The sequence below is a fragment of the uncultured Neptuniibacter sp. genome (assembly GCF_947498015.1).
Lineage (GTDB): Bacteria > Pseudomonadota > Gammaproteobacteria > Pseudomonadales > Balneatricaceae > Neptuniibacter.
The window spans coordinates 81,943-108,092 of the sequence record NZ_CANMIR010000009.1 but is presented as its reverse complement, the minus strand read 5'-3'; the positions used below and the strand labels follow the sequence as shown (position 1 = coordinate 108,092).

Sequence of the window (26,150 nt, the reverse complement as noted above, 5' to 3'; positions counted from 1 at the left end):
TGTCTGCTGGTTTTATTTATATCGCTTCTACCCTCGCATTCCATTGCAGAGAGTAGGTATGTGCGTATCAGTGAGTTCACTCACCTCTTCCCAAAACAGCTCCCTGTCATGGAAAGGTTTGCAGAGACGGTACGCTCTGTGGCCCACCCCATCTCCAAAAAGCAACAGCACCCAGCACGCATCGCCATAATCTATCCGGGTGTACAGAATTCAGATTACTGGCGTCGCAGCCTTAAAGCATTAACCGGACGCCTCAATGATCTCAATATCCGCTATGAGACAAATATATTCCTTTCCAGACCTAGCATTGATAAGGAGCTGCAGGCAGAGCAACTGGCAGAGGCCCTCGCCTGGCAACCTGACTATCTGATTTTCAATTCGGATGCGCTAAGCCACCGCAATACCATCCAAAGAATTCTGTTACAACGTAAACCCAAGCTGATCCTGCAGAACATTACCACTCCGGTCCGTACCTGGCTGAAATATCCGCCGTTCATCTACACAGGCTTTGATCATGCATATGGCACCAATCTTCTTGCAGAGAGGATGATTGCCTCAGGAGCTCATAAATACGGTTTGCTCTACTTTTCTCCCGGTTATGTCTCACAGATGCGTGGAGATACGTTTGCCGCTGCCGCTCAAAACACACCCTCCCTGAGTCAGGCCGCCAGTTTTTATACCGGAGGAAACCGTGGTAAAGCGCGTGCAGCGACAGAGAAACTACTTCGTGATAACCCCGATCTGGATATGATTTTTGCCTGCTCCACTGATATCGCACTGGGAGCCATCGAAGCACTGGATCAGGCCGGTAGACATGAAAAAATCACAGTGAATGGCTGGGGCGGAGGAGCCGCTGAGCTCAACGCCCTATCTAGAGGGAAACTGGATCTGACAGTGATGCGGATGAATGACGATGCGAGCGTAGCCATTGCAGAAGCGATCAAGCTGGATATCGAAGGCCGTTCATCACAAGTGCCTAAGGTCTACTCAGGGGATATTATCCTGATCGATCGTAATACTACTGAGGAAGAGATAACTCAGATCAAACAGAGAGCGTTTCGCTACAGCGGGCAGGAGCAGCTTCATTGAGACAGTTTTCTTACTCATCCGCTATCCTTACCGTTGTATTTACAGCCTTGATCAGTGCTGCAGGGATTCTCCTTTTCCTGGCTCATCAGGGGTCACAAATGGCTCTGCAGGAAGAGATTCGGCTTACCCATAGTAAGGATGCGCACTTACTACAAAGAATGGTAATCGAATACCAATCTGGTATCGAGCGCATCTCCCATGAGATCGCCAGCCGTAATGATATCCGATCCAGCCTTCTAGCAGCTGATTTCATGACTGCAGGCATGGTGCTTGGCGAAAGCCTTCTCTCCAATACAGGGCAGCAGATAGATGCCATGGTGCTTACCACAGCAGAGCATGCGCCCTTACTGATAAAGGGTGCCGCTCTACATAGCCTTGAGCTGCCACTGGATCAAAAGATTGATAACAGCCCCACTCAGCATGGCTGGACAACGGTGGCCGTTAACCATCAGGGTCAAACCTATCACTTCCTGCGGTTAAAGAACCCGGTTATAAGCCCAAATCTGGGCGAGGTGATCGGCTTTATCTACGCGTTTGTATTACTCAATGATAACTTTTGGCTGCTGTCAGAATCACTGGAGATCAGCGGGGCAACCGCTGTCGCGATTATGAGTGATACCCAGCGTATTGGAGCCATAATCCCAACTCAGCTTGATACAGAACAGCTAACAGGCACAGACCTCAGCAATCCCATCGCCCCGATCGCTAACGGCACCCGGCAGATACATCAGATACAGATCGGCGATCAGCTCTTCAATATCCATCTGTTTAAACCGGGAAATTCCAATCAACTGCTCGCGGATACATATAATCAGAACTTATGGCAGGGTGCGCTAATCGTCTCAATTATTGCAATTGCAGCTATGTTGTTGATCAGGGCCATGACCAACCGCTCGCTGGGGCGCCTGACACACTATGCAGAGCAAGCACCGCACGCGCCATCTACCCCCCAATACCCCCAAGATTGTTTTCTGGAGTTTAATCGCCTGGGGAATCAGATCGAGAGCATGCTGCTTGATATTCGGGCACATGAAAAACAGATAGACGCGATCTTCAACCACACCCCCAGCGCCATGTTCCTAAAAACACTAGGCCTGCGTTATGCGATGGTTAATGAAAGATTCAGTGAAATATTCCGACATGGCGAAACAGTGATCGGGAAGGATGATTTCGAAGTATTCCCTGAAGAGGAGGCTCAATTCATTCGCGAAACAGATCGCTATATAATCAGCAGCCGCAGCGCTGAGCAATCCCAATACACACTCACAACCCGACAGGGAAAGCGGACTTTTCTGAGTTCTAAGTTTCCGCTAATTAACGATCAGGGAGAGCTCTACGGCATCGGTGGTATAACCACCGATATCACCGATAAAGTACAAGCCGAACAGGAAGCCCAGATCACCCAAATGGTGTTTGAAGCCGCCGCTGAGGCGATAGTGATCATGCACCCTGAAGGTGAGGTCATCACCAATTCTTCCTTTACGCGCATCACTGGGTATGATGCGCACACGGCCAGGTCATTCGCGTTCTCGCTGCTATCGGATCACCCTGACATTGAGCATGCCCTTAAAAGCAAAGGCTTCTGGCAGGGGGAGCGTATTAAACGCCGAGCCAATGGTGAACCGCTGCCTATCTGGCTCTCCGTCAGTATGATTCAGGAAGACAGTGGATCAAACCGCTACGTGGCTGTTTTCTCCGATATATCCAAGCTGAAAGAAGCGGAACACAAGCTTCAAAAGCTGGCACATTTTGACAATCTGACCTCGCTGCCTAATCGTACGCTGTTTTATGATCGCCTCGAATCAGCACTCAATCGGTCTGAGCGCTTGGAAAAACAGACCGCGCTGCTCTTTGTCGATATCGACCACTTTAAGCATGTAAATGACACCTACGGCCATCAAGCGGGTGATCAGCTGTTGGTGGAGATCGCCCAGCGGATTACAGCCAACATTCGTCCTGAAGATACCGTGTGCCGCCTAGGGGGTGATGAGTTCACCGTTATTTTATCCGATCTGGAAAATACTGATCGTATCGCAGAGATCAGTCGGCGTATCCAATCAGCGATAAATACACCGGTCAGTCTGGGTAATACTGAGATATTTACCTCAGCCAGTATCGGTATTGCGATCTATCCCGATGATGGTAGTAATGCTGAACTTCTGCTCAAACACGCCGACACCGCCATGTACCATGTTAAGGAGCAGGGTAGGAACGACCTCCTGTTTTTCGACAAGAAGCTCAATGCGATAGCCGAAGCCCGAATCCAGCTCGAAGACGAGCTGAAAAGAGCAATCAACACTGAGCAACTCTTTCTGGTTTACCAGCCACGTTTTCATATCTCCGGGGAGCTGATTCTATCTGCTGAAGCCCTCTTAAGATGGAACCACCCAACTAAGGGAATGATCCCCCCTACCGAGTTCATTCCGATTGCTGAGTCATCCGGCCTGATCCTGGAGCTAGGCCGTAGAGTACTACTTCAAGCATGCCTGGCATGCAGCAACTGGAATAAGCACTCTGATCAGCCCGTATCCGTATCCGTCAATCTGTCTGCACGCCAGTTGCATGACCACGGTTTGCTCAATGACATCCGGGAGGCGCTCGCTCAGTCGGAACTGCCCCCCTCACTATTGGAGCTAGAGATTACCGAGACCATGGTAATTAAAGATATGGAGACTGTAATAACCCGGCTCGAAGCGATAAGAGCACTGGGGGTTCAGCTCTCGGTTGACGATTTTGGTACAGGGTATTCATCCCTGATCTACCTGAAGCGATTACCGGTGAGTACTGTGAAGATTGATAAATCGTTTATCGATGATATTCCAGGTACCAGTGATAGCGAGAACCTTATAAAAGCGGTGATCTCGATGTCACACTCCCTCAATCTGAACGTCGTTGCAGAGGGTGTGGAGAGCCATTCACAGCTCAGCTTCCTGAAGGAGCATCAGTGCAATGAGATACAGGGCTATCTATTGGCCAAACCTGATTCTGCCGCACGGTTGCAACAACTGATAACATCGCATGAACAGATGACCCATTGATTACAGATCAAGAACATTCGAAATAACGCTACCGGTTAACTGTAACGAAACAACTCTAAACAATATCGGGACAAAAAAAAGCCCGCGTAGATACGCGGGCTTTTTATCAAAATAAGCGTTCTTAAAGCTGAGGGCCTGCAGAAACGATATCTTCAGAAACACCGTCAAACTTCTTGAAATTCTCAACAAACTGACCGATCAGATCTTTTGCAGATGCATCGTAACCTGCTTTATCAGCCCAGGTTTCGCGTGGATTCAGCAGAGCAGAATCAACACCTTCAACCGATACAGGTACTTCCAGGTTCAGGCCTTCCAGTTTCTGGGTTTCAACGCCGTTCAGGGAACCATTCTGGATAGCAGAGATGATGCCACGTGTTGTAGGAATGCTGAAACGTTCACCCGTTCCGTAAGAACCGCCAGTCCAACCTGTATTAACCAGGTAAACCTTAGAACCAAACTCTTCAATACGCTTCATCAGCAGCTCAGCATAAACATGTGCTGGGCGTGGGAAGAACGGAGCACCAAAGCAGGTGGAGAATGTAGACTTGATGCCACCACCGGAACCCATCTCTGTAGAACCAACCAGGGCGGTGTAGCCCGACAGGAAGTGGTACGCAGCCGCTTCTTTAGTCAGTACAGATACTGGAGGCAGAACACCTGTCAGATCACAGGTCAGGAATACGATTGAATCCGGCTCATCACCCATGTTTGTTTCAGTACGCTTTTCAACGTGCTGAAGTGGGTATGCACAACGACCATTTTCAGTCAGCGATGTATCATCGTAATCAGCCGTACGAGCTTCGTTCAGAGCAACGTTCTCTACGATCGCGCCAAAACGGATAGCATCCCAGATAATTGGTTCGTTTTTCTTGCTCAGGTTGATGGTCTTCGCGTAGCAGCCACCTTCCAGATTAAATACAACACCTTTACCCCAACCGTGCTCGTCATCACCAATCAGGTAACGCTCAGGGTCAGCAGATAATGTTGTTTTACCTGTACCAGACAGACCGAAGAAAAGAGTCGTACTGTTATCTTCGCCCACATTGGCAGAACAGTGCATCGGTAGCACGTCTTTCTCAGGCAGCAGGAAGTTCTGTACCGAGAACATCGCTTTCTTCATTTCACCAGCGTAACGCATGCCAGCCAGCAGCACTTTACGCTTAGCGAAGTTGATGATGACACAGCCATCGCTGTTTGTGCCGTCACGTTCTGGTTCACATTCAAAACCAGCTACGTTCAGAATCTGCCACTCTTCTTTCGCTTTCGGATTGTACTCCGCAGGGCGGATGAACAGGTTCTGACCAAACAGGTTCTGCCATGCAGTCTGTGTAGTCATACGAACAGCAAGATAGTGATTTGGATCGGAACCTACGTGAACATTCGCTACATAGTGTTCTTTGTCCGCCAGGAACTCCTCTACACGAGTCCACAGCGCATCGAATTTATCAGAATCGAATGGGCGGTTGATGTTGCCCCAATCGATAGAATCAGACGTACTTGGTTCTTCAACAATGAAACGGTCCATTGGAGAACGGCCGGTACGTTTACCTGTTGATACGACCAGCGCGCCAGTATCAGCTAGAGTACCCTCGCCATTGGCGACGGCTTTTTCTACCAGCTGAGCCGGGCTTAAATTTTGGTGTGCAATCTTAACAGAATCTTTGGTCATTACTGGTTTCCCTTGGCATAGGCGCCAATAACGTTACCTAAATAAGGCGTAAGGCTATATGTGTCTTAATTATAAGGAGGCGTATTATGCACAAAAATCACACGATACGCCATTATTCAAAGCAATTACGATCTAACCTGCATATTTTTGGATCGGAATAGCCTGATCAGTGCAGCTGATCAGGGTTAGCGGCTGATCCGCCTTCACTAAAAAGGGCCTCAATATCTGTACGATCGAAGGCATAATCAGCGTTACAGAACTGGCAATTAACATTGATAGCGCCATGCTCTTCCAGCACTTCCAGAAGCTCTTTTTTCTCGACCATTTTTAGAGAGGCAGCACTTCGCTCTCGGGAACAGGTACAGCGGAATTGCACAGAATCGGGTTCATAGAGTCGGCAGTTCTCTTCATGAAACAGTCTGTAGAGCAGGGTTTGATTATCCAATTGCAGCAGTTCTGAGCTTTTCAACGTCGATGCAAGGTGGCTGATCCGCTCCCAATCCTCCTCACCAGTGCCGTCAGCAGGCAAAACCTGTAAAAGCATACCCGCAGCACGCTCGCCATCAGACGCCAGATGAACCTGAGTGGGTAACTGTTCAGAACTGATAAAGTAACTCTCCAGGCACTTAGCCAGTGTATCCCCCGTGAGAGGCACAACTCCCTGATAACGATGCCCCTTCTCCGGTTCCACCGTTAACACTACCTGGCCCTGCGGCAGAAGCTCCGTGAAGGAAGCATTCTGAGGAATATCCCCGTCATAACGAGCGATTGCCCGTACATCTCTCTTATGGGTACATTCGGCCATCAGTAGGCGCACATTACCTTGCCCCTGCGCTTGCAAGATCAACCGCCCTTCAAACTTCAGGTTGGAGCTCAGTAAGCTGACTGCCGCCAGCATTTCACCTAACACCTGCTGAATAACCGCAGGATAGTTATGTTTTTCAAAACAATCGGCACAAGTTTGCTGCAGTCCGGAAACTACACCACGAATATCCAGTTCATCAAACAGGATACGCTGAATCTGATCAGGGTTACTCATCTATGTGGGTCTACGATTTATCTGTGGAAATTGGCTACTATGACAGGTATCCAAGTAAAGGCGGGTATTTTATCATACCCGATTAATAATTCGGGATAGTAAATGCACAATGAACGATGTTACGGTTTTTCGCCAAAGATGGAATGTTAAGGCCCTGCTGCTTTCTCACCTGTTCGCTTTCGCCTGGTTTGGTTTCTTTCTGACAGATTATGGGTTCTCGCTATGGCGGAGTATCGATCAGAATATTTTCTTCCTGCTGAACGGCACGCTCTCTGAGGATACCGGTTGGACCCGATTCTGGGCGTGGTCAAATGTCCGTATATTCGACATAATCCCTCTGTGTATTATGTTGGTCAGCCTGACCTTTCCCGGCTTCGGTATTAAACGCGACCGCCTACAGCAAGCCCTGATCGGGTTCATTCTGCTTTTGGTGCTGATGTTCCTAATCCGGGAGTCCGTTTATCAGTATGCCCGCGATATTGGGTTGAGTGGCACCAGTCCATCTCTCACACTACAACCGGCTTTTCTCTTCGCGGATATCGTGCCGGACATTCCGGCTAAAGATCGTGCCATCCACAGTTTCCCTGGGGACCATGCAACGGTTGTCCTGACCTGGGCGGGATTCATGATTCTGAATGCACGTAGCTGGCTTTCCATCTCTGCCCTGGTGTTGGCGCTGGCTTTCATGCTACCCAGAATTGCCGGAGGGGCTCACTGGAGCAGTGATAATCTGGTAGGTGGAGCATTCTCCGCAATGTTGACGCTGAGCTGGGCTTTCAATACGCCCCTTATGCACTGGGTGACCACCTGGAGCCACAGACTATTAAGCCCGCTGATCCGATTATTTGCCAAGATCCCTCTGTTGAACAAGCTACCCATTCTGAGCCAATAGCCAGAAGGGCATGACAAGCCACCTATCGATACACGCCGGGTGGCTGATCTTCCACGGTGCACTTAATCCTTATCGAAGATCCCGCGTTTCCCCTCTTTAAAGGAGTGGATCTGGCGCCGCTCTTTTTTATTCGGACGGTGGCGAGGGTTTAAGCTACTGCCCATCGCTTTGCGCTGGGCAGCATGCTCCTCACGCTTTTTAATACTGGCTTCAGTCTCACGATACAGCTTTTGTGCCTCTGGCGCTCCGCGTCGCTGGTCGGACAACTCAACAACCACAATCTCTTTCTCATCAAATCCCTGACGGATCTCCAAGATAGCCCCAACCTCAACATGCCGGCTGCATTTTGTTCGCTGACCGTTATAGTGGACTTTACCACCATCAATCATCTGTTTTGCAATGGCTCGGGTTTTATAAAAGCGTGCCGCCCAAAGCCATTTATCAAGGCGGACCTTCTCGTCAGAATGGGTCATTACTTCGGTGTAATCTCATTAAAATGTTCAATCGCATTAAACTCTTCAATATCCCGCTTAGGCTGCTGGCTATCTGGCTGATAGATAGATAACAGGTAGTGGATTCCATACTCTCTGGCACTGTTCAAAACCGCCAGACTATCATCCACCAGCAAAGTTTTACCTGGATCAAACGGTTCCACCTCCTGCAGCTTCTGCCAGAAGTTCAGATCCTCTTTGGGCAGGCCAAAGTCATGCGAACAGATCACATGATCCACCAACTGGTCTAGCCCGGTAAGATCAGTTTTCAGCGATAAACTTCCCCTGTGAGCATTAGTCACAATGACACTACGGATATTCTGCTGTTTAAGGGCGGCCAAAAAATCATGCACATGAGGCCGAAAGGCGATCTTATCGGCAACCTCTTTTTTTAGCTCAACAATCGGCACATTTAACGCTTTTGTCCAATAATCAAGGCAGTACCAGTTCAGGGAGCCTTGCTGCTCAATAATGCGTTCGTGCAACCACTGGCGAGCTTCTTCAGGCTGCATCTGGTGGATCTCAGCATAACGAAGGGGTAGATGTTCGAGCCAAAAATAGGTATCAAAGTGTAAATCGAGAAGTGTGCCATCCATATCTAACAGGACGGTATCAATATTCTGCCAGTCAAACATTTTTCAGGCCATTCAAAGAGGAATCCTCAGTATGACGGCTAAACCCGAAATTTTGAAGGTTACAAGCACCGCGCGTAGCCGATTATTTAATGTTGAAGAGGTTGAGCTGCGTTTCTCAAACGGTGCCGAGCGCACTTATGAACGACTCGCTAACCGCGGACGTGGTGCTGTCATGATCATCCCTGTGACTGAGAACAATGAAGTTCTGCTGATCCGTGAGTACGCTGTAGGTTTAGAGGAGTACACCTTGACGCTGCCCAAAGGCCTAGTCGATCCCGGCGAAGATGAACATACAGCTGCAGATCGTGAGCTAAAAGAGGAAGCAGGCTATGGCAGCCGGCGGCTACATACGCTTAAAGTGATGACCTCTGCACCCAATTACATGGGCCATAAAGTCACAGCGATCATCGCACAGGAACTTTACCCCTGCCGCCTCCAAGGCGACGAGCCGGAAGAGATGGAAGTTGTTCGCTGGCCTCTGGATCAATTGGAATCCTTACTGGAAGATGAAGACTTTACCGAAGCGCGAGCCATCGCGGCGCTTTATATGACCAGAGATTTTTTATCACGGAAATATACGAAAAGCAGCTAGATGCTAACCTGAACCGAGCCGGTTAGATAACAATAATAAGGAGCCAATTGGATGGATCAGAAACAATTAATTGAAGCTCTTCTACCGATCTGCCAGCGCGCGAGCGATGCAATATTAGAGGTCTACCAGCGGGATGATCTCTCCGTCGAGACCAAGCAAGATAGCTCCCCGGTCACCGCAGCGGACCTTGCCGCACATCAGATCATACTTCAGGGCTTAACAGATCTGACCCCTGATATACCTCAACTGAGTGAGGAGTCAGTTATACCTAACTCCGAGCGCTTAAGCTGGAATCGATTCTGGTGCATAGACCCACTGGATGGTACCAAAGAGTTTATTCAACGTAACGGTGAGTTCACGATCAACATCGCTCTGATTGAGAACAACCGCCCAATCCTTGGCATTATTTTTATACCCGTCAGTGGCACGGCCTATTGGGGGGGGATCGATACAGGCGCCTGGAAAAAGCTCCCGGAGCATCCCCCGGCACAGATCCGCAGCCGCCCACTCAGCGAAGAGCTGGTTATAGCATCCAGTCGCCGCCACGGGCAGGATAAAAATGCTCGCCTGCTGAAACCTATCCAGCATCAGTTCAGACATATCAAAAACAAGGGGATGGGAAGCTCATTGAAGATGTGCCTGATCGCCGAGGGTGTCGCTGACTTCTACCCTAGACTATTCCCTACTAGCGAATGGGATACTGCGGCAGCGCAGGCTATTGTTGAAGCGGCAGGCGGGCGGTTGGTAGATGCTCGGAGTCTTGCCCCGCTGACATACAACCAGAGGCAATCACTGGAGAATCCTTCTTTTTACGTCTGCGGAGACCCGCAATTTCCGCTGGAGGAGATTCAGCTGAGAAACTAGCAGGAGAAGAACGTAGCTGCTAAAGGTAGCAGCTACGCTTATAGGTGTGAGAGATTACTCCTCAGCAGCACACTGCTGTGAACCCAGCCTGACCACCTCTTCAACTTTATATTTAAAGTCAGGGTCAGTTGCCTGATTAGACATAATCAACTTCACTTCATTATCACTGAAATGTTTGTGTACATATTTTGCCAAACAATCACAACGCTCTTCCGTGGCACCTTCAGCTTTCATACACCCCTCTTTGAATGGGGTGAAAGTACTGGATGATAAAAACTGGGTTTTTACCGTCAATATGGCCAGAGCAACAAATGCGATCCAGATCAGAACTTTATACATCGTATAGCTATCACTTTTTTATAGTTATCAAACGTGCTGGCCATTCTATGGGGAAAGCTCGCCAGATGCAGCAAACTTTAGTCGCAGCCCTTTAAATCACAGATATTGAACCAATATATTGTTATGCATACTTAAAAAGCACACTTTTTGTACCATGAAATGATCCAGCTTGAGTGCTATCATTTCGAGGCTTTTTGTTTTTAATGGGTGTTTGCTGCTCGTGAGCCATACGGAAATGCAAATATCCTCTGACTATCTGTCTTTACGACTGACAAATAAGGTGACACTTATGAGCTTTGAACTTCCGCCGCTGCCTTATGCAAAGGACGCTCTGGAACCACACATCTCTTCAGAAACTCTGGATTTCCACCACGGCAAGCACCACAACACTTACGTTGTTAAGCTGAACGGCCTGGTTCCTGGTACTGAGTACGAAGGTAAAACTCTGGAAGAGATCATCACTTCTGCGCCAGCTGGCGGCGTTTTCAACAACGCAGCTCAGATCTGGAACCACACGTTCTACTGGAACTGCCTGTCTCCAAATGGTGGTGGTGAACCAACAGGTGCTATTGCTGACGCAATCAATGCAAAATGGGGCTCTTTCGCAGCATTCCAGGAAGCACTAAACGACAAAGCGGTTAACAACTTCGGTTCTAGCTGGACATGGTTGGTTAAAAACGCTGACGGCTCTATCGATATCGTTAACACTAGCAACGCTGGCTGCCCTCTGACTGAAGGCCAGACGCCTCTGCTGACTGTTGACCTGTGGGAACACGCTTACTACATCGATTACCGTAACGTTCGTCCTGATTACCTGAAAGGTTTCTGGGCACTGGTTAACTGGGAATTTGTTAACGCTAACTTCGCGTAAGCATACCCTGAATGCTAAAAAGGCACCTCTAGGTGCCTTTTTTGTGCCCAGAATTCATTACAGCAGCGGCTCGAGGTAGGGCCAGACGGTATCCAGCAGATAGGGTTGCCCCTCGGCACTGGGATGGATGCCATCCTCCTGCATCCGAGACTTTTCAAGCGCAACCTGTTCCATAAAGAAAGGCACCAGAGCAACCGCTTCATCCTCGGCCACATCAAGGTAAATTTTGCTAAATTGCTGCGTATAAGCAGCACCATAATTAGCCGGTAACTGCATCCCCAGTATCAACACCTGAGCACCGGTTTCCTGAGACATCCTCACCAACCGTTTCAGATTTCGTTTTATCGCAAAAGGTGGAGTACCACGCAATCCATCATTACCCCCCAATTCAATAATGACGATTTCCGGATCGACCTCTTGCAACAACCTCTCAAGTCGCGCTATACCATTCTGTGTGGTATCCCCGCTCACACTCGCATTCACGACATCCAGAGAGTAACCTTCTGATGCAAGGCGGTTCTCCAGTAGTTGGACCCACCCCTGCTCTGTCCGCATATTATAGGCAGCTGATAAGCTGTCTCCGAGGACAATAAGGGAACCCGCCTGAACCGGAAGGGTCAGAATGACGAATAACAGGGAAAGAACTATACGCACAGGAACTCCCAATGACGCAAACGATGGATACGGTTGTAAGTGCCCAGCATCTCGCAAAACAGTTTCAGACTCAAGCGGGCTCACTGGCCCTCTTCAGTGATATCAACCTTGAGATCGCTCGGGGTGAAAGTATTGCGATCATCGGCCCCTCAGGTACCGGCAAATCAACACTGCTCTCACTGCTGGCAGGTCTGGACCAACCCAGCAGTGGTCAGGTTCGGCTAAACGGCACCGACCTGAATCAACTCTCTGATCGCGCCCGGGCTGAGTTTCGAAACCGCCACATCAGTTTTGTCTTTCAGGCATTCCACCTCCTACCCGATCTTACAGCCGAACAGAATGTGATGCTGCCTCTGCAGATACGAAATCACAAAAATGCGGCCAGAGAAGCTCAGGAGTGGCTTTGCAAAGTCGGCCTCGAACAGCGTATGCATCATAAACCTGCAGAGTTATCGGGTGGTGAGCAACAGCGTGTTGCCATAGCACGTAGCTTTGCAACCTCCCCCTCTCTGCTCTTCGCGGATGAACCTACCGGTAATCTCGATGAACATACGGGTGAACAGATCATTGAGCAGCTGTTTAACCTGAACCAGGAACAGAATACGACCCTGATACTTATCACACACGATGAGACGTTGGCCAGACGCTGCCAGCGAGCCCTGCATCTGCATAACGGCACACTTCGGGAGATCAATGAATGATCAACTCGGTCCCCTTCCGCCTGGCCGTTAAGCAGAGTGTCAGCTGCTTAAAGCTCAGTGAGTGGCGCGCCCTTCTCTTCGCGCTGATGATGGCGATCACGATCTCCGGCCTGATGGCTGCACTGGGTGATCGAATTGAACGCACCCTGATGCGACAAGGTAGCGCTCTACTCGGAGGTGATCTGCTTCTAAGCCATACCCGGCCCTTAGAACACCGCTATCTTTCCACTGCAGACAAGTTAGGACTCCGGCATACCCAGGTTACTCAACTTGCCACAATGGCCAACCATGCCGAAAATTTTCTGCTGGTTACAGTACGCTCATTAACAGCCCCCTACCCCAGCGGACAGATAGAACTGGATAGCCCCAGCCCCTCACCCCTACCCTCCTCAGGAGAGGCCTGGGCTGAGATCGGTGTATATGAACGTCTGGGGCTCCAGCCTGGTGATCAGATACAATTGGGAAACCACTCCTTCACACTCACCCGTATCATCCGCTCAGCACCTGACAGAGGACGCGGGTTTATCAGTTTCAATCCACAGCTAATCATTCCTGAAGGGGCACTGGAAGGGACCGGTTTGCTTGGTCCGGGTGCCCGGATGCAATATCGTCAACTGTTTGCGGGATCACCTGATCAGATCAAGGTCCTGGCGACTGAACTGCAAAAAACCATCCCCTCCGGCGTACAATTAACCGCGCTCAAAAACGACGAAAGCCAGCAAAACAGCGCCTTAACTAAATCATCATCCTATCTACGCCTGAGTGCCCTGTTTGCTTTGCTGATCTCAGCCATGACGATATTCCTGAGTCTTCGTCGATTTACCCAAAGTCAGTTTAAGCGTGCCGCACTGCTGAAAAGCCTCGGGTTGAGTGAACGACAACTCCTGCAGCTCTATATCTCACAATTGGCTATCGCTTGGTTGATCTGCTCGCTCACCGGAATCTCTTTGGCACTGGTATTAGAACGATTGGGGCTGTTTCTTCTGCAGGGACTATTACCGCAACCTATTCCCGATGCATCCTGGTTCGTATATGCAACCGGGGCCATTTTGGGTGGAGCCATACTCTTAGGGATGGGGATACCCGCGCTTTTAGTACTGCAGAAAAGCAACACATCCCAGTTACTTCAAAGCCGTGCTGTCCGATTATCCTGGCGTGGAAGGCTCCCCTACGTTATCGCACTGTTCACCCTGATAGTCTGTAGCGCGCTCTACCTGAACAATCTGACATTGACGCTCAGCCTGATAGCCATCCTATTGATCGCGGGGATTGTTCTGGGCTGGCTCGGTGCTTATATCGCCAGCAGGCTCACTCAAAGGTTAGCTCCCTACCACCGTCTGGGTCATCTCCTGAATAGCCGTGTCATACAGCAACAGCGCTGGTACCGGGTACAGATCCCGGTCATCTGTTTACTCTTTGCATTGCTAAGTACCAATCTGATCGCACTCAATGACCTCTTGGGACGCTGGCAGGCACAACTTCCTGCGGAGACACCTAATCACTTCCTGATCAACATTCAAGAGTGGGAGAGGGCCGAAGTCGAACAGCTGTTACAGCAGAACGGGATCGTTTCCACACTATGGCCGATCTACAGGGGTCGACTCACCAAGGTGAATGGGCAACCACTAGCAGACGTTCTTACCCCGGAGCAGTTGGACCAACCCTCCCTAAAACGTGAACTGAATCTCACAAGCGCAACCGGGATACCTGAGCATAACCGTTTGGTTGCGGGCAGATGGCAGCCACAAGGTGGGGTATCAATCGAACAGAAAGAAGCCGAAGAGCTGGGTCTGGAGATTGGCGACCAGATCAGTTTTGATATTGCCGGCCGCGAAGCAACTGCAGAGATCAGTAGTATCCGCACGGTGCGTTGGGATTCGTTCCAACCCAACTTTTACTTTATTTTTTCCCCTGGTGTGCTTGAGAATTTCACCCCAAGTTACATGACCAGCTTCCACCTCACCGACAACAGTGCAGATGTCAGCCGACAGTTGATCAGCCAGTTCCCAACTCTGACTCTGATCGATGTCCGACAGATATTATCGCAGCTACAACAGCTATTAGAGCGACTGTCACTCCTCTCCACCCTGCTAATGCTCCTGACCTCTTCTGCAGGACTCGTTCTCCTCTATGTCACGCTGACACAGGAGCTGGAGCAAAGACGATATGAAAATGCGCTTTTACAAACACTCGGCGCCAGCCAACATCAGTGTCGGCAGCTTGATCAACTGGAGATGGGGTTGATAGGTGGATTGAGTGGCTTATTAGCCGTTGTGATCACAGAGCTAAGCCTCTGGTCTGTTCATCAACAGCTATTGAAACTTGAACCCGCATTGCACCCGTACCTGTGGGTAAGTTTGCCACTGATCGGCTGTGGCTTGTTTATCGCAGTCAGTCAGCTCAGCCATCGCCAGCAAAACCTAAATCACAGTTATCAGACCCTGATTAACAGGATATAGCTAAATTCAGCACTAACGGTTCTTTAACGCCATCAACAGCGCCATATAAAACCGGCTTTTTTTATCCTGATGCAGCGTTATCGATTTGGAATCGAGCTGTTCGCGCTCCCGCCAGATAAGCGCCGTAAGATCCAAAACCGGGGAGAAATCGCTGCTGGCCCTGTTCTCAAACAGAGATAGCTTTTGGGAAACCAAAGAGATTTGTGGCGGGTTAACTAGACCCGATTGAGCGGTCGCTAACGTAGCAGAGCACGCTAACACTAGGTAAATAAATCCTCTGAAACAGCAACGCATACAGACCTCCGCATATTGGACTATGCGAGATCCTCACGAACGAAGTTCCATGGGTTTAACTCTCCTGTGGTGGTCCGGCTATCCCTGAGGGACCCGTGACTTTGCGTCATCCGATTGCTCGGATTTTGCCTTTTCGAGAAAGGATCTCTGGCGTCAACGCCGTTTAATACGAGCGTTTGTTTAGAAAAGATAGCACATAATTGAACATTTTTTGTGCAGACTGAGTAAATTGAACAACCGTTTATCTGATGCAAGCAGAGAAGGGACTAGCGGAATAGGTTACCTCAGCATACTGGTAAGCCCTTGCAGAAAGGCTTTAAAACTCGCATCAAACTGTTTCAACACATAGGTGTAGTTCTCGCCATCATGCGCTTTGTGGAGCAGCTCATCTGCAATCCGGTGTACCTCGTCATGCAGACTTCTCAACTGTCGAAGATCCAGTTGATCTTCATAACGGCTATAATCGATCTTCGCAATCCATCGACCAAACTGGCATGAATGTCGTACCTCAGACCGCTTCCCGATCTGACTGAGGCTATCCTTTACCCGGTTATACCAGGTGCGATGTTCAACAATGGCAAACAGTAAGGGTAATTCATCACGGCTGATCGGGTTGCGTCCTCTCCAACTCTGCGGGAGAGTCCAGTTAGCCAGCCATCCGGGCACAGAAGCTGGTGACATCGGCTTTGCGATCACATAGCCCTGGGCAAGCTCACACCCCATCATTAATAGCATCTCACCCTGTTCGACTGACTCCACCCCCTCTGCAATCGTTTCGCATCGGAAAGCATTTGCCAGCCCAAGCACCCCTTCGAGAATCGATAGGTCTTCCATATCCTCTAACATATCCCGGACAAAGCTCTGATCTATTTTCAAAAGGTTCGCCGGTAACTGTTTCAGATAGGTCAGGGAGGAGTATCCCGTACCAAAATCATCTAAGGCAAAACTGATCCCTATCTCACGGCAGGCATTAATAATGCCGGAGACACGGGAGATATCATTTAAGGCACTACTTTCAAGCACCTCAAGCTCCAGATCGCCAGGTAAGACTCTGGGATGCTGAGCCAGTAACCGCCTGATCCTGTCAACAAAGTCGGGCACCTGCAGGTGCAAAGCATCCACATTGACGCTAATTGGCAGATCAATTCCCTCACCGCGCCAACGCTCAATCTGCGTCAGCGCTTGCTCAATCACCCATTCACCCACGGTGATGACCAGCTCCTGATTCCCTTCGATAATCGGTAAGAATTCCGCGGGTGAAAGCAGACCAGATTCAGGGTGCTGCCAGCGAATCAGAGCCTCAACCCCGATCACATCACCACTGCGCATATTCACTTTAGGTTGATAGACAAGCACAAACTCATTGGCCTCTAAAGCATCCTGTATACGCTGTAGCTTATCGTGCTTACCTCGAATAGAACGGTCCTGCTCAGCATCAAAAATATGATAACGGTTCTTGCCACTCTGCTTGGCAATATACATCGCCTGATCGGCCTGCCTGACCAACTGATCTGCATCGATCTCTTCCATCTGAGGGAAATAGGTCAAGCCAAAGCTTGCTGAGACGCGATGCTGGTGATTTTGAATCTGCACGGGGGTGGCAATCATCTGCATCAATCGTTCGACGATCAGCAGTGCAGCCTCATGGCTTTCCAGATCCTGTAACACAACAACGAACTCATCCCCTCCCAATCGGGCCAGGCTGTCGCCTTCCCGCAGGGCAGATTCACTGCGCGATGCGATCTTGACCAGTAAACGATCCCCAATACTGTGGCCGAAGTTATCATTCACCGCCTTGAAGCCATCAAGGTCAAAGAATACCACCGCAATTAACGTCTCAAACCGTCGTGCTCGAGCAATAGCCTGGTGCAATCTGTCAGAGAGCAATACCCGGTTAGGCAGCCCGGTCAGCGCATCAAAATGTGCTATCTTTTCCAGCTTATTCTGTTGCTCTTTCAACGCCGTGATATCAGAAAACAGTGAAACGTAACGCAGGACATTTCCAGCATCGTCCTTGACCGCACTGACCGTCTGCATTGCGGCAAACACCTCACCTGACTTACGCCGGTTCCATACCTCATTGGTCCACGAGCCCTTCTCCTGAAGCGTTTGCCACATCTCCTCAAAATAGTCGGCATCATGATACCCGGAGCTAAGTATTCGAGGGTTTTTACCCACAACCTCGCCCCGCTCATACCCTGTGATCTTACTAAAGGCATGATTGGCATTCTGAATGATGCCCTCAGGATCCGTAATCATGATCCCTTCGTTTGCATATTCAAAAACGCTGGCAGCCTGGCGTAATCCCTCTTCAGCGGCTTTGCGTTTACTGATATCAAAATGGGTCCCTGAAACCAGCAGCGGTTTGCCCTCATCCGTCCACTCGACAACCTTGCCTCGGTCCTGCACCCAAACCCAGTGTCCCTGCTTATGACGCAGTCGTACTTCACACTGATAGGCATCGGTCTCTCCGGTGAAGTGCTCCAAAAGATACTCTTTCGATCGTTCAACATCGTCAGGGTGAACAAAATCCCACCAGGTATGAATGCTGATGCACCCTAACTCCTCCAGTGAATAACCGATTGTTTGAGCCCAGCGCTCATTCAGAGTCGCTTCACCAGAGATAACATTCCACTCCCAGGTACCGACATCGGTCCCCCAGATAATATTGGCGAGACTTTTTCTTTGCTCGGCCAGTGCTCGCTGCAATCTGCGTCGCCGTTGTATATTCACCACTAAGAGCGCAATTACGAAACTCTGAACACCTAAACCACCCCACATCATCCAGAGTTGCTGCTCACGCACATGCTCAATCTCATTCACTTTCAGCTCAACCATCTCCTCCAGTTTCTGCTGGTAGTGCCACATCGCCTGGGCATCATGCCGGCCCGGCGTAATGTCATGGATGACAGAGAGTAAGAGTGTCTGCTTATTCATCATGAAAGGATGGGAATTTACAGAGACGGTCCGTACCGACTGATCTGCCAACCGGTGGCGAAAGATAAAGTAGTTTCTCCCCTCAGACTCAGCAATCAACCGCTCCTCCTTGACCTGCTCGGAGGTGAGCGTGTTGATCTGCTGGATAAACATTCCGCGTAAGCTATGTTGCGAGTATCCGTAGAATTTGGCGGCCGCTGGGTTGGCATCAATAATATGGCCACTTGCAGGATCGATCAGCAACATGACTGAACTGTGCGTTTCAAAGACCTGTTGGAAGGCCGGAGCTTCCTTGAAGGGCGATGCAGAAAGGGGAAGGCTGAATATTAGAAGCAGCAAAAAACCGAGCCCTTTAAGGGATACCTTAAAGAGGGTAAGACAATCCTGTCCGAGTGATATTCCTCGATTAAAATAGAGAGGATACTGCATGATTTGGGAGGATCCAGTGGATGATTTGTCAATTACTCAGCCAATAACCCTCCAGATTCTATAGTTATTTGTATCAACCGAACAGAGTCTCGACTCCAATTGCACAATAGCCATAGCTTATGGTGATTTATATCAAGAATGCAGATTCAAATACCTAAACGCACCTGCGGTTCCTCTTTGGAGTCCAGGTCAACTTTTGGGTAGCAACTGAACAACCTTTCGACATCAATTCCCTCTGCTGACAGGTAGCCCTTCACGGCACTACTTCGCGCTTCGGCCAACTGCTGAAGACGGGGATTCAGCTCAGCTTTCAGCGCCTCTTCTGCTAACGGTTCCTTCCGTTTTTTATTCTCCTCGAGTAATAACGGCCAGATAGCTGCCTGGTCGGAGGCAACCGCACTCCCGCAGATATTAAGCCGCATCGCCTTACGCTCCAACATCATCTGCTTAAGCTTCTGCATATAGGCCTTATTGTCTGCATTAAGCACACTATCAGCCGGCTCGAATTTGACGGGCTGCAACGTAATAAATGAGCCTTTATCCTGTGCGTCCATCACCATCTGCCCGATCGAGATCAAAGCACCAAAAGGTTGTAACGCCTTAGTCAGATAACCCATTGCTGCACTTTTCAGTCCTTTGCCAGCAAGTTTATTGATCACCGTTTGATACCCAAACTGAGGGTCATCAAGTGAGCCATCGAGCGGGATCTGAAGATCGATATTATCGTCGTTATCCTGTAACACCATAATCGCAGTACCCAGAGGCATTGAAACCTTTTGATCAAACTCCCCACTACGCTCATTCTGTGCTTCAACTTGCAGTTTGTTCAGCCTGATATCAGTATCACCATCCAGTTTGCGTTTTTTAATCGTCCCTTTTGTGGTTAAGCTCAACTGACCACTTTGCAAGTAATAACCGGTATATTCCAGTGAGTAAGGACTCACATTAGGCAGTTCCAACCCCTTAATTGCAGCATCCCAGTGTCCCCCGTAGTTTCCACTGAACAGCTCTATCGCACCTTTCGCTTTGAGGGTAGCAAATGCAGATTTTCCAAGCAGATCAAAAGCCGTTTTACCTTTAGAGCCCGTGTCTACCTGGCTGAGTTTTAAACGCTCAATATTCAGATCGGTCTTGAAAGCGGGCTTAACCCCGCGATCCACCACATTGATCTGGTTACGGCCGTTAACCAGTAACTGCTTCAGCTGGAATCGGAAAGGTGCCGAATTGTCAGACGGCGTATCAGGTTTAACTTTTGAGGGTTGCTGATCAGACTCAAGGTGAGCCAGCAACCAGTTAAGATCGGTCAGTTCACGCTTCGGGGAGAGCGAAACCCGGCTTTTACTATCACCCAACTGCAGCTGACCAATCGAAAGATGCGCCAGATCCTTAAACTCAATCTCCGAGGCATCGATACGCTGCCACTGGGTGAAAATGCCCCCATCTCCCTGCACAACCAGCTGTTTAAGTCCAAGCGTGTTCAATGCGATACGATCCAGATGTTCAACGGTGCCACCGGTGATCTCAGCAGCGGCTAATGACACCAGCTCACTGCCTTTGCCTTCAAGGCTGAAGCGAGATAACGCTACCCGATCAAGGCCGGCCTGCCATATTTTCAGATCATCACTTTTAGCCTCAGCAGCAATCGCCAATTGATCCGCAACCAGGGTGTTAGCCGCTTGCTTTACAACCAACTGATTTGCATCCAGCTTCAACCCCCTTAATTTAACGGCATCCATCCCCTGTAGTTCAACCTGAGAGGCGAGTGTCGCCGCGCCGAGATCAACCTGAGTATCCCCCTGCTTCAGCTGCATATTTTTGAGCGCAACCTGGCTATTTGTCGTCAGCCCTTTTATCAAACTCCCTGCCAGTCTCAGATTCAAATCACCCTGCCAACGGATCTGACGTTGAGCTATATCCAGTTGCTCACGGGAATACGCCAGATCGTTCAGTGTGATCACACCACTCTGCGACAGCTCCGTCACCTGCGTCACTGCATTTGTATGAGCATTAATACGCAGATCCAGATCAACATGAGCTCTAAGCCCTGGAACAAACAGCAGCGTGACACTGTGAACAGGGAAATTCTTCAGTTGAATATTAAGTTCGGAACTTTTCTCATCGGGCAGTGGCCTGGAGCTGGACACTAATTTGATTGGTGCCCCATTGATCTGACCATCCAGATCGATTGATACCCGCTGCTGCTGATCCCAAAGATAAAAGTCAGCCAGGCGCGCGCTGCTCAATTGCAAACGATGGGACTGTCCCGCGACCGCTGCCTGCCAGTGAATATCATTCAGCTGAAATTGAGCCACACCGAAGCTCCAGTCTGACTCTTCGGTTGCTTCCTGACTCTCATCATCCGCTGCGGAGAACTGATTGAGATCCAGTGGGCCCAGCCACAGATGCTCCTTCTCCTCCAGGACGCCTATCGCAACACCACTGAGCGAAGCATCTGTAATCACAGCGCGTTTCGCCGTTAATTGTTCATAATCCAGATCGAGTATCAGCTGCCCTACTCTCAGTGGCGGTTTACCCTCTGCAGTAGCACTTAACCGATCAACGGACACTTTTCCGTTAAACCAGTCGACATTAATAGATTTCAATTCCGCTTTTTCTGCACCATTGTTCAGCAGCCAAATCACGACCTGGTCACGGACCAACAGAGGCAGGTTATGTAACAGCAGGGCAATAACTACAACAAAAACAAGAAGAAAACGCAGCATGATCCATTCGCTCAATTAATAGATAGCAATCACTTAATAATAATGCAGTTTGATGAACAGTAGGCAAATTCGTTCGCAAATTTAATTCTTTCTCCCCGTTCCGCAGCTCAACATTGAGCTACCTATGGCTATCTGGCAATCACACAACGGCATTATTGAAAGAGCACACAATAACCACACAGAAAACAATGATACTTAATGACTATCAAAGACCGGCCTCACAATTTAATTTGACTATAAAAAAACCAGAAACCCTGCTAGAATCCCGCGCCGAAAGAGGCCTTTAAGGCTGAAAGCAAGACAGTTCTATGCACACTAACCTAAGCTCGATCGGAAACATCACGACCCTCTTACTAAGAAGCACAGAAGTGCTCAATCATGAGGCGAAGTAACCTGCTGTATTACTTCATTGATGATTCACAAAGAGCTTGCCTGAAAAAAGGGTGACTTTGATGGCTGATAACGAAAACTTCCGCGACTCTTCCGGCTTCTCCTGGATCATTATTAACCTGGCTGCAATTGCCTGGATTACGATGCCAGCAAGCATTGCACTGAGCCGCGTGACTCTGTAATCACGGCTTTCCGTTGAGCTGTTTTATACCTTGTGCTAAACAATCGGTATGAAACAGCTCAAAATTGGACAGGTCGCCAAACAATCTGACCTCAGCGTTGAAACCATCCGCTACTATGAAAAGCGCGGACTGATACCAACCCCTGACCGCCTCGATTCTGGCTATCGGGTCTACCCCGAATCTATTCTTAGCCGCCTTAATTTTATCAATCGATGTAAATCTCTGGGCTTCTCACTGCAGGAGATCTCCGAACTACTTGCTATCCAGCTTCACCCCAATACCAGTTCGGCCCGTGTCAAAGCTCAGGTAGAGCTGAAAATCTCTCTGATTCAGACCAAAATTGAGGAGTTGGAAAAGCTGCGGGGATCGCTGGAGCAACTGTCTGCATTGTGTTGTGGAACAGCCAGAGTCTCAGAGTGTCCAATCATAGAGTTCCTGAAGCATTAGCACTCCTTTGGGGCAGCTTAGATACAAAAAACCCTGCAATAAGCAGGGCCCTTGATCATGGGAAAACGCGGGTTAGGCGGGCTTCAGAGAGTGATTGTTTCCACACCGTCCGGAGTCCCCATCAGTACCACATCCGCACCACGGTTAGCGAACAGGCCGTTGGTAACAACACCAACAATGTTATTAAGCTGAGTTTCCAGCTCTTTCGCATGCATGATCTCCATATCATGGACATCCAGAATCACATTACCGTTATCAGTCGTGAAGCCTTCACGCCAAACTGGCATTCCATCCAATTTCACCAGCTCACGGGCAACCTGTGAACGCGCCATCGGGATCACCTCAACCGGAAGAGGGAATTCACCCAGCAGATCGACCTTTTTCGTGCTATCAACGATACAGACAAACTCTTTTGCAACCGCTGCTACAATCTTCTCGCGTGTGAGCGCTCCGCCCCCACCTTTAATCAGGTTAAGACCGGAATCAAACTCATCCGCACCGTCGACGTAAACCTCCATCTCCGCTACAGAGTTCATATCAAACACCTGAATGCCGTGGTTTTTAAGTCGCTCAGCCGTCGCTTCAGAGCTGGCAACAGCACCATCAAATGTATGCTTGATCTCAGCCAGCGCATCGATGAAGAAGTTGGCGGTAGAGCCGGTACCCACACCTACAATGCTCTCTTTACCGAGTTTGGGTTTTATATACTCCACTGCGGCTTGAGCCACGGCTTTCTTCATCTCGTCCTGGGTCATGATAGGCACCTGTGCTTCATGGCTCTGTAAATTGGCCACTTTTACTGATAATTGTAAGAATTAGCGCAAATTATACGCAGCTTTATCGCCCTATTGTAGACGTAAGAGGGGCTTTAGCTTTACCATTTCCGGCTTACTTTTATTCAGACGAAAATTTAGGCGAATAACCATGCCAGATCGATATATAAAGAAAATCCTCGAAGCACGGGTTTATGACGTAGCGATCGAGACTCCACTGGATGAAGCTAAAGGTCTTTCTGAGCGTCTGAATAACCGAATTCTACTGAAGCGTGAAGATGAACAGCCGGTTTTCTCTTTCAAGCTTCGCGGCGCCTATAACAAGCTATCTCAGCTGACTGCAGAGGAGAAGGCTTGTGGTGTGGTGGCAGCATCAGCCGGAAACCACGCTCAGGGACTGGCAATGTCTGCCAAAAAGCTGGGAGTTAAAGCCACGATCGTCATGCCGAAAACCACCCCTGACGTTAAGGTCAACAATGTCAAACGCTTGGGAGGCAAAGTTGTTCTGCATGGGGATGCTTATGACGATGCGGCGAGCTTTGCCAAAAAGCTGGTCGAAGAGAAGGGGATGACCTACGTCCACCCATTCGATGATCCGGATGTGATTGCAGGACAAGGTACCGTTGCGATGGAGATCCTGCGACAGGAATCTGGCCCCATTGAAGCGATCTTCGTTCCAGTCGGTGGCGGTGGTTTAGTGGCGGGTATTGCAGCATACGTGAAGTACCTGCGCCCCCAAACCAAAGTGATCGGAGTTGAATCGGAAGATTCTGCCTGCCTGAAAGCAGCTCTGGACGCAGGTGAGCGTGTCACACTGGATCAGGTAGGAATCTTTGCCGATGGTGTCGCTGTGGCGCTGGTTGGTGAGAACACCTTTGAAGTAGCCAAAAAATACGTTGATGAAGTGATCACAGTATCCACCGATGAGATCTGTGCTGCGATTAAAGATATCTACGACGATACTCGCTCTATCTGCGAGCCAGCCGGAGCATTAGGCGTTGCCGGCATGAAAAAATTTGTAGAGCGAGAACTGTGTAGCGACAAAACGCTGATCGCAATCGATTCAGGCGCTAACGTAAACTTTGACCGGTTACGACATATCGCTGAACGCTCGGAGTTAGGCGAAAAGCGTGAAGCGATCATCGCAGCCCGGATTCCGGAAAAACCTGGCAGCTTTAAAAAGTTCTGTTCAGCTTTGGGCAAACGCAATATCACCGAGTTCAACTATCGCTACAGTGACGATAGTAACGCAGTCGTCTTTGCCGGGATCCAGCTGAAGGCCGGAGGTGATGGTCGTGAAGAGCTGGTCAGCCAGCTTCGGAGCAACGAATATGAGGTTGAAGACCTGAGTGACAATGAGATCGCCAAGATCCACGTTCGCTATATGGTCGGCGGGCATGCGCCGGTTAACCTTGAAAACGAAGTCATCTATCGCTTTGAGTTTCCGGAACGCCCTGGCGCGCTGATGAACTTCCTCAGCAAACTTGGCGGAAAATGGAACATTTCAATGTTCCATTACCGTAATCATGGCGCTGCGTATGGCCGTGTACTGGTAGGCATGCAGGTGCCGGTTGATGAGCGTGATCAGGTAGGTACTTTCCTTGAAGAGATCGGCTATAACTACTGGGAAGAAACGGATAACACCGCCTACCAGTTATTCCTCGGATAAATCCCTTATCACCGGAGCACTCGTCAATTGGAGTGCTCCTTCCTGCAGAGACAGCTCCAACTCTGTGGCTTCCAGCTGATGATAGGCAGAGCCTAAGCGCTGTAGATCCTCATCCGTGAGCGGAGTATCCAGGCGTCGAAGGTAATATCGCCCCTGATGTGAATAGATCTTATCACCAATGATCGGATATCCCAGATGGGCCAGATGAGCGCGTATCTGATGCTTTCTTCCAGTGAAAATTTCACATCTGAGCTGCGAACGTCCCTGCTCCCGTTTGATCACAGTGAAAATTGAACGACTGAATTTGGGTTTGGGGTATAGCGCCCGCTCATTTGGGTCAACCACATACATCTGACTGCGTATGGGACTTTCTAATCGCTCTGATAACTCGCATTCAACCGTTTTCTGTTCCCACTCCGGCTCACCTGTCACCCAGGCATGATAGACCTTCTTTGCAATAAGCTGGTCAAGATTAGGTTTCCAGCGCTTATCCGCCGCCCGGTCTTTGGCGAGTAGAATAATCCCTGCTGTTTCGCTGTCTAACCGATGAAGCAGACGGGCATCAGCATAGGGCGTTTCCCGGCGAACCAGTGAGATGAGCGTATGATACAGGTTACGTGTTGTACGGCTGACGGGTAAAAGATGGGGTTTATAGACCGCCATCAGCTCTGCATCTTCCCAGAGTAACCGCCAATTAAGATCGGCATCCTCTTCACGATGCTGATCCAGAGTCACCTCAACTATCTGTTCCGGGCACAGCGATTGTTCAGCAGTCCCTAAGCGACCGTCGACCCGCACCTTCCCTTCACCAAACAGGTCATTGAGTTGGGTACGATGGGAACCTGCAAGACGGGACCGCAGAAAGCCAGCCAAACTGCTGTTTATTTGGGTGAATACCTTGAAGCTAAGTAGAAATGGCAAGCCCTGCTGGTTCATCAGTGATTGTTCTCCAACTGACAAACGTTGTCGGCAA

21 protein-coding genes and 1 riboswitch are annotated in these 26,150 nt (G+C 49.5%); of the genes, 10 read left to right on the top strand and 11 right to left on the bottom strand.

What is annotated here, in order from left to right; genetic code table 11:
• Positions 1-60: 60 nt before the first annotated feature.
• Together Q0882_RS12300 and Q0882_RS12295 are read left to right on the top strand one after the other, a co-directional pair.
• Positions 61-1,089: a substrate-binding domain-containing protein gene (locus tag Q0882_RS12300; RefSeq protein ID WP_299182124.1), complete on the top strand. Its 1,029-nt coding sequence runs from the start codon at positions 61-63 to the stop codon at positions 1,087-1,089.
• Positions 1,086-4,127 (top strand): EAL domain-containing protein, encoded by a 3,042-nt coding sequence (locus Q0882_RS12295; protein WP_299182122.1) that lies wholly within the window; start codon positions 1,086-1,088, stop codon positions 4,125-4,127. The genes Q0882_RS12300 and Q0882_RS12295 overlap by 4 nt, the downstream gene beginning before the upstream one ends.
• A gap of 121 nt (positions 4,128-4,248) precedes the next feature.
• On the opposite strand, the gene Q0882_RS12290 is transcribed toward Q0882_RS12295, so the two are convergent.
• Together Q0882_RS12290 and hslO are read right to left on the bottom strand one after the other, a co-directional pair.
• Complete coding sequence (locus Q0882_RS12290; RefSeq protein WP_299182119.1) at positions 4,249-5,796, bottom strand: phosphoenolpyruvate carboxykinase; 1,548 nt, start codon at positions 5,794-5,796, stop codon at positions 4,249-4,251.
• A 166-nt stretch (positions 5,797-5,962) separates the two neighbouring features.
• Entirely contained in the window at positions 5,963-6,835 is an 873-nt protein-coding gene (gene hslO, locus Q0882_RS12285; protein ID WP_299182116.1) for an Hsp33 family molecular chaperone HslO, read from the bottom strand.
• A gap of 109 nt (positions 6,836-6,944) precedes the next feature.
• On the opposite strand from hslO, the gene Q0882_RS12280 reads away from it, so the two are divergent.
• Positions 6,945-7,727, top strand: a complete 783-nt coding sequence (locus Q0882_RS12280) for a phosphatase PAP2 family protein (protein ID WP_299182113.1) — start codon at positions 6,945-6,947, stop codon at positions 7,725-7,727.
• A 62-nt stretch (positions 7,728-7,789) separates the two neighbouring features.
• Here Q0882_RS12280 and hslR read toward each other — a convergent pair whose 3' ends face one another.
• Both hslR and yrfG read right to left on the bottom strand, forming a co-directional pair.
• Positions 7,790-8,200, bottom strand: a complete 411-nt coding sequence (gene hslR / locus Q0882_RS12275) for a ribosome-associated heat shock protein Hsp15 (RefSeq protein WP_299182111.1) — start codon at positions 8,198-8,200, stop codon at positions 7,790-7,792.
• The gene (gene yrfG / locus Q0882_RS12270) at positions 8,200-8,853 is read right to left on the bottom strand and encodes a GMP/IMP nucleotidase (RefSeq protein ID WP_299182109.1); all 654 of its coding nucleotides are present in this window, start codon (positions 8,851-8,853) and stop codon (positions 8,200-8,202) included. Before yrfG ends, hslR begins: the two co-directional genes overlap by 1 nt.
• A gap of 31 nt (positions 8,854-8,884) precedes the next feature.
• Here yrfG and nudE point away from each other — a divergent pair, with 31 nt between their 5' ends.
• Both nudE and cysQ read left to right on the top strand, forming a co-directional pair.
• A complete protein-coding gene (gene nudE, locus Q0882_RS12265; protein ID WP_299182106.1) occupies positions 8,885-9,445 on the top strand; it encodes an ADP compounds hydrolase NudE in 561 nt (186 codons plus the stop codon).
• A 51-nt stretch (positions 9,446-9,496) separates the two neighbouring features.
• Positions 9,497-10,309 carry a 3'(2'),5'-bisphosphate nucleotidase CysQ gene (cysQ, locus tag Q0882_RS12260; RefSeq protein WP_299182103.1) on the top strand — a complete coding sequence of 271 codons (813 nt, stop codon included), beginning with the start codon at positions 9,497-9,499 and terminating at the stop codon, positions 10,307-10,309.
• Positions 10,310-10,363: 54 nt separating this feature from the next.
• Here cysQ and Q0882_RS12255 read toward each other — a convergent pair whose 3' ends face one another.
• A complete protein-coding gene (locus Q0882_RS12255; protein ID WP_299182101.1) occupies positions 10,364-10,648 on the bottom strand; it encodes a hypothetical protein in 285 nt (94 codons plus the stop codon).
• Positions 10,649-10,937: 289 nt separating this feature from the next.
• Here Q0882_RS12255 and Q0882_RS12250 point away from each other — a divergent pair, with 289 nt between their 5' ends.
• Positions 10,938-11,519 carry a Fe-Mn family superoxide dismutase gene (locus tag Q0882_RS12250; protein WP_299182098.1) on the top strand — a complete coding sequence of 194 codons (582 nt, stop codon included), beginning with the start codon at positions 10,938-10,940 and terminating at the stop codon, positions 11,517-11,519.
• A gap of 57 nt (positions 11,520-11,576) precedes the next feature.
• Here the strand turns inward: Q0882_RS12250 and Q0882_RS12245 are convergent, their stop codons facing one another.
• A complete protein-coding gene (locus Q0882_RS12245) occupies positions 11,577-12,173 on the bottom strand; it encodes an arylesterase (protein WP_299182095.1) in 597 nt (198 codons plus the stop codon).
• 11 nt (positions 12,174-12,184) lie between these two features.
• Between Q0882_RS12245 and Q0882_RS12240 the strand changes: the two genes are divergently transcribed.
• Both Q0882_RS12240 and Q0882_RS12235 read left to right on the top strand, forming a co-directional pair.
• Positions 12,185-12,874, top strand: a complete 690-nt coding sequence (locus Q0882_RS12240; protein ID WP_299182092.1) for an ABC transporter ATP-binding protein — start codon at positions 12,185-12,187, stop codon at positions 12,872-12,874.
• Entirely contained in the window at positions 12,871-15,333 is a 2,463-nt protein-coding gene (locus Q0882_RS12235) for an FtsX-like permease family protein (protein ID WP_299182089.1), read from the top strand. Before Q0882_RS12240 ends, Q0882_RS12235 begins: the two co-directional genes overlap by 4 nt.
• A 12-nt stretch (positions 15,334-15,345) precedes the next feature.
• Here the strand turns inward: Q0882_RS12235 and Q0882_RS12230 are convergent, their stop codons facing one another.
• From Q0882_RS12230 to Q0882_RS12220, 3 genes are all read right to left on the bottom strand, one after another.
• Positions 15,346-15,594, bottom strand: coding sequence for a hypothetical protein (locus Q0882_RS12230; protein WP_299182086.1), 249 nt, complete (start codon positions 15,592-15,594; stop codon positions 15,346-15,348).
• A 98-nt stretch (positions 15,595-15,692) separates the two neighbouring features.
• A riboswitch (cyclic di-GMP riboswitch) is annotated at positions 15,693-15,767 on the bottom strand.
• A 139-nt stretch (positions 15,768-15,906) separates the two neighbouring features.
• Complete coding sequence (locus Q0882_RS12225; RefSeq protein WP_299182083.1) at positions 15,907-18,903, bottom strand: EAL domain-containing protein; 2,997 nt, start codon at positions 18,901-18,903, stop codon at positions 15,907-15,909.
• Positions 18,904-19,139: 236 nt separating this feature from the next.
• Positions 19,140-21,716: a DUF748 domain-containing protein gene (locus Q0882_RS12220; protein WP_299182079.1), complete on the bottom strand. Its 2,577-nt coding sequence runs from the start codon at positions 21,714-21,716 to the stop codon at positions 19,140-19,142.
• A gap of 620 nt (positions 21,717-22,336) precedes the next feature.
• Between Q0882_RS12220 and Q0882_RS12215 the strand changes: the two genes are divergently transcribed.
• Positions 22,337-22,735 carry a heavy metal-responsive transcriptional regulator gene (locus Q0882_RS12215; RefSeq protein WP_299182075.1) on the top strand — a complete coding sequence of 133 codons (399 nt, stop codon included), beginning with the start codon at positions 22,337-22,339 and terminating at the stop codon, positions 22,733-22,735.
• Between the two features lie 83 nt (positions 22,736-22,818).
• On the opposite strand, the gene rpiA is transcribed toward Q0882_RS12215, so the two are convergent.
• Positions 22,819-23,490 carry a ribose-5-phosphate isomerase RpiA gene (gene rpiA / locus Q0882_RS12210; RefSeq protein WP_299182072.1) on the bottom strand — a complete coding sequence of 224 codons (672 nt, stop codon included), beginning with the start codon at positions 23,488-23,490 and terminating at the stop codon, positions 22,819-22,821.
• 169 nt (positions 23,491-23,659) lie between these two features.
• Here rpiA and ilvA point away from each other — a divergent pair, with 169 nt between their 5' ends.
• Positions 23,660-25,177: a threonine ammonia-lyase, biosynthetic gene (ilvA, locus tag Q0882_RS12205; RefSeq protein WP_299182069.1), complete on the top strand. Its 1,518-nt coding sequence runs from the start codon at positions 23,660-23,662 to the stop codon at positions 25,175-25,177.
• On the opposite strand, the gene Q0882_RS12200 is transcribed toward ilvA, so the two are convergent.
• Positions 25,163-26,113, bottom strand: coding sequence for an RluA family pseudouridine synthase (locus Q0882_RS12200; protein WP_299182066.1), 951 nt, complete (start codon positions 26,111-26,113; stop codon positions 25,163-25,165). The genes ilvA and Q0882_RS12200 overlap by 15 nt on opposite strands.
• Positions 26,114-26,150 lie beyond the last annotated feature (37 nt).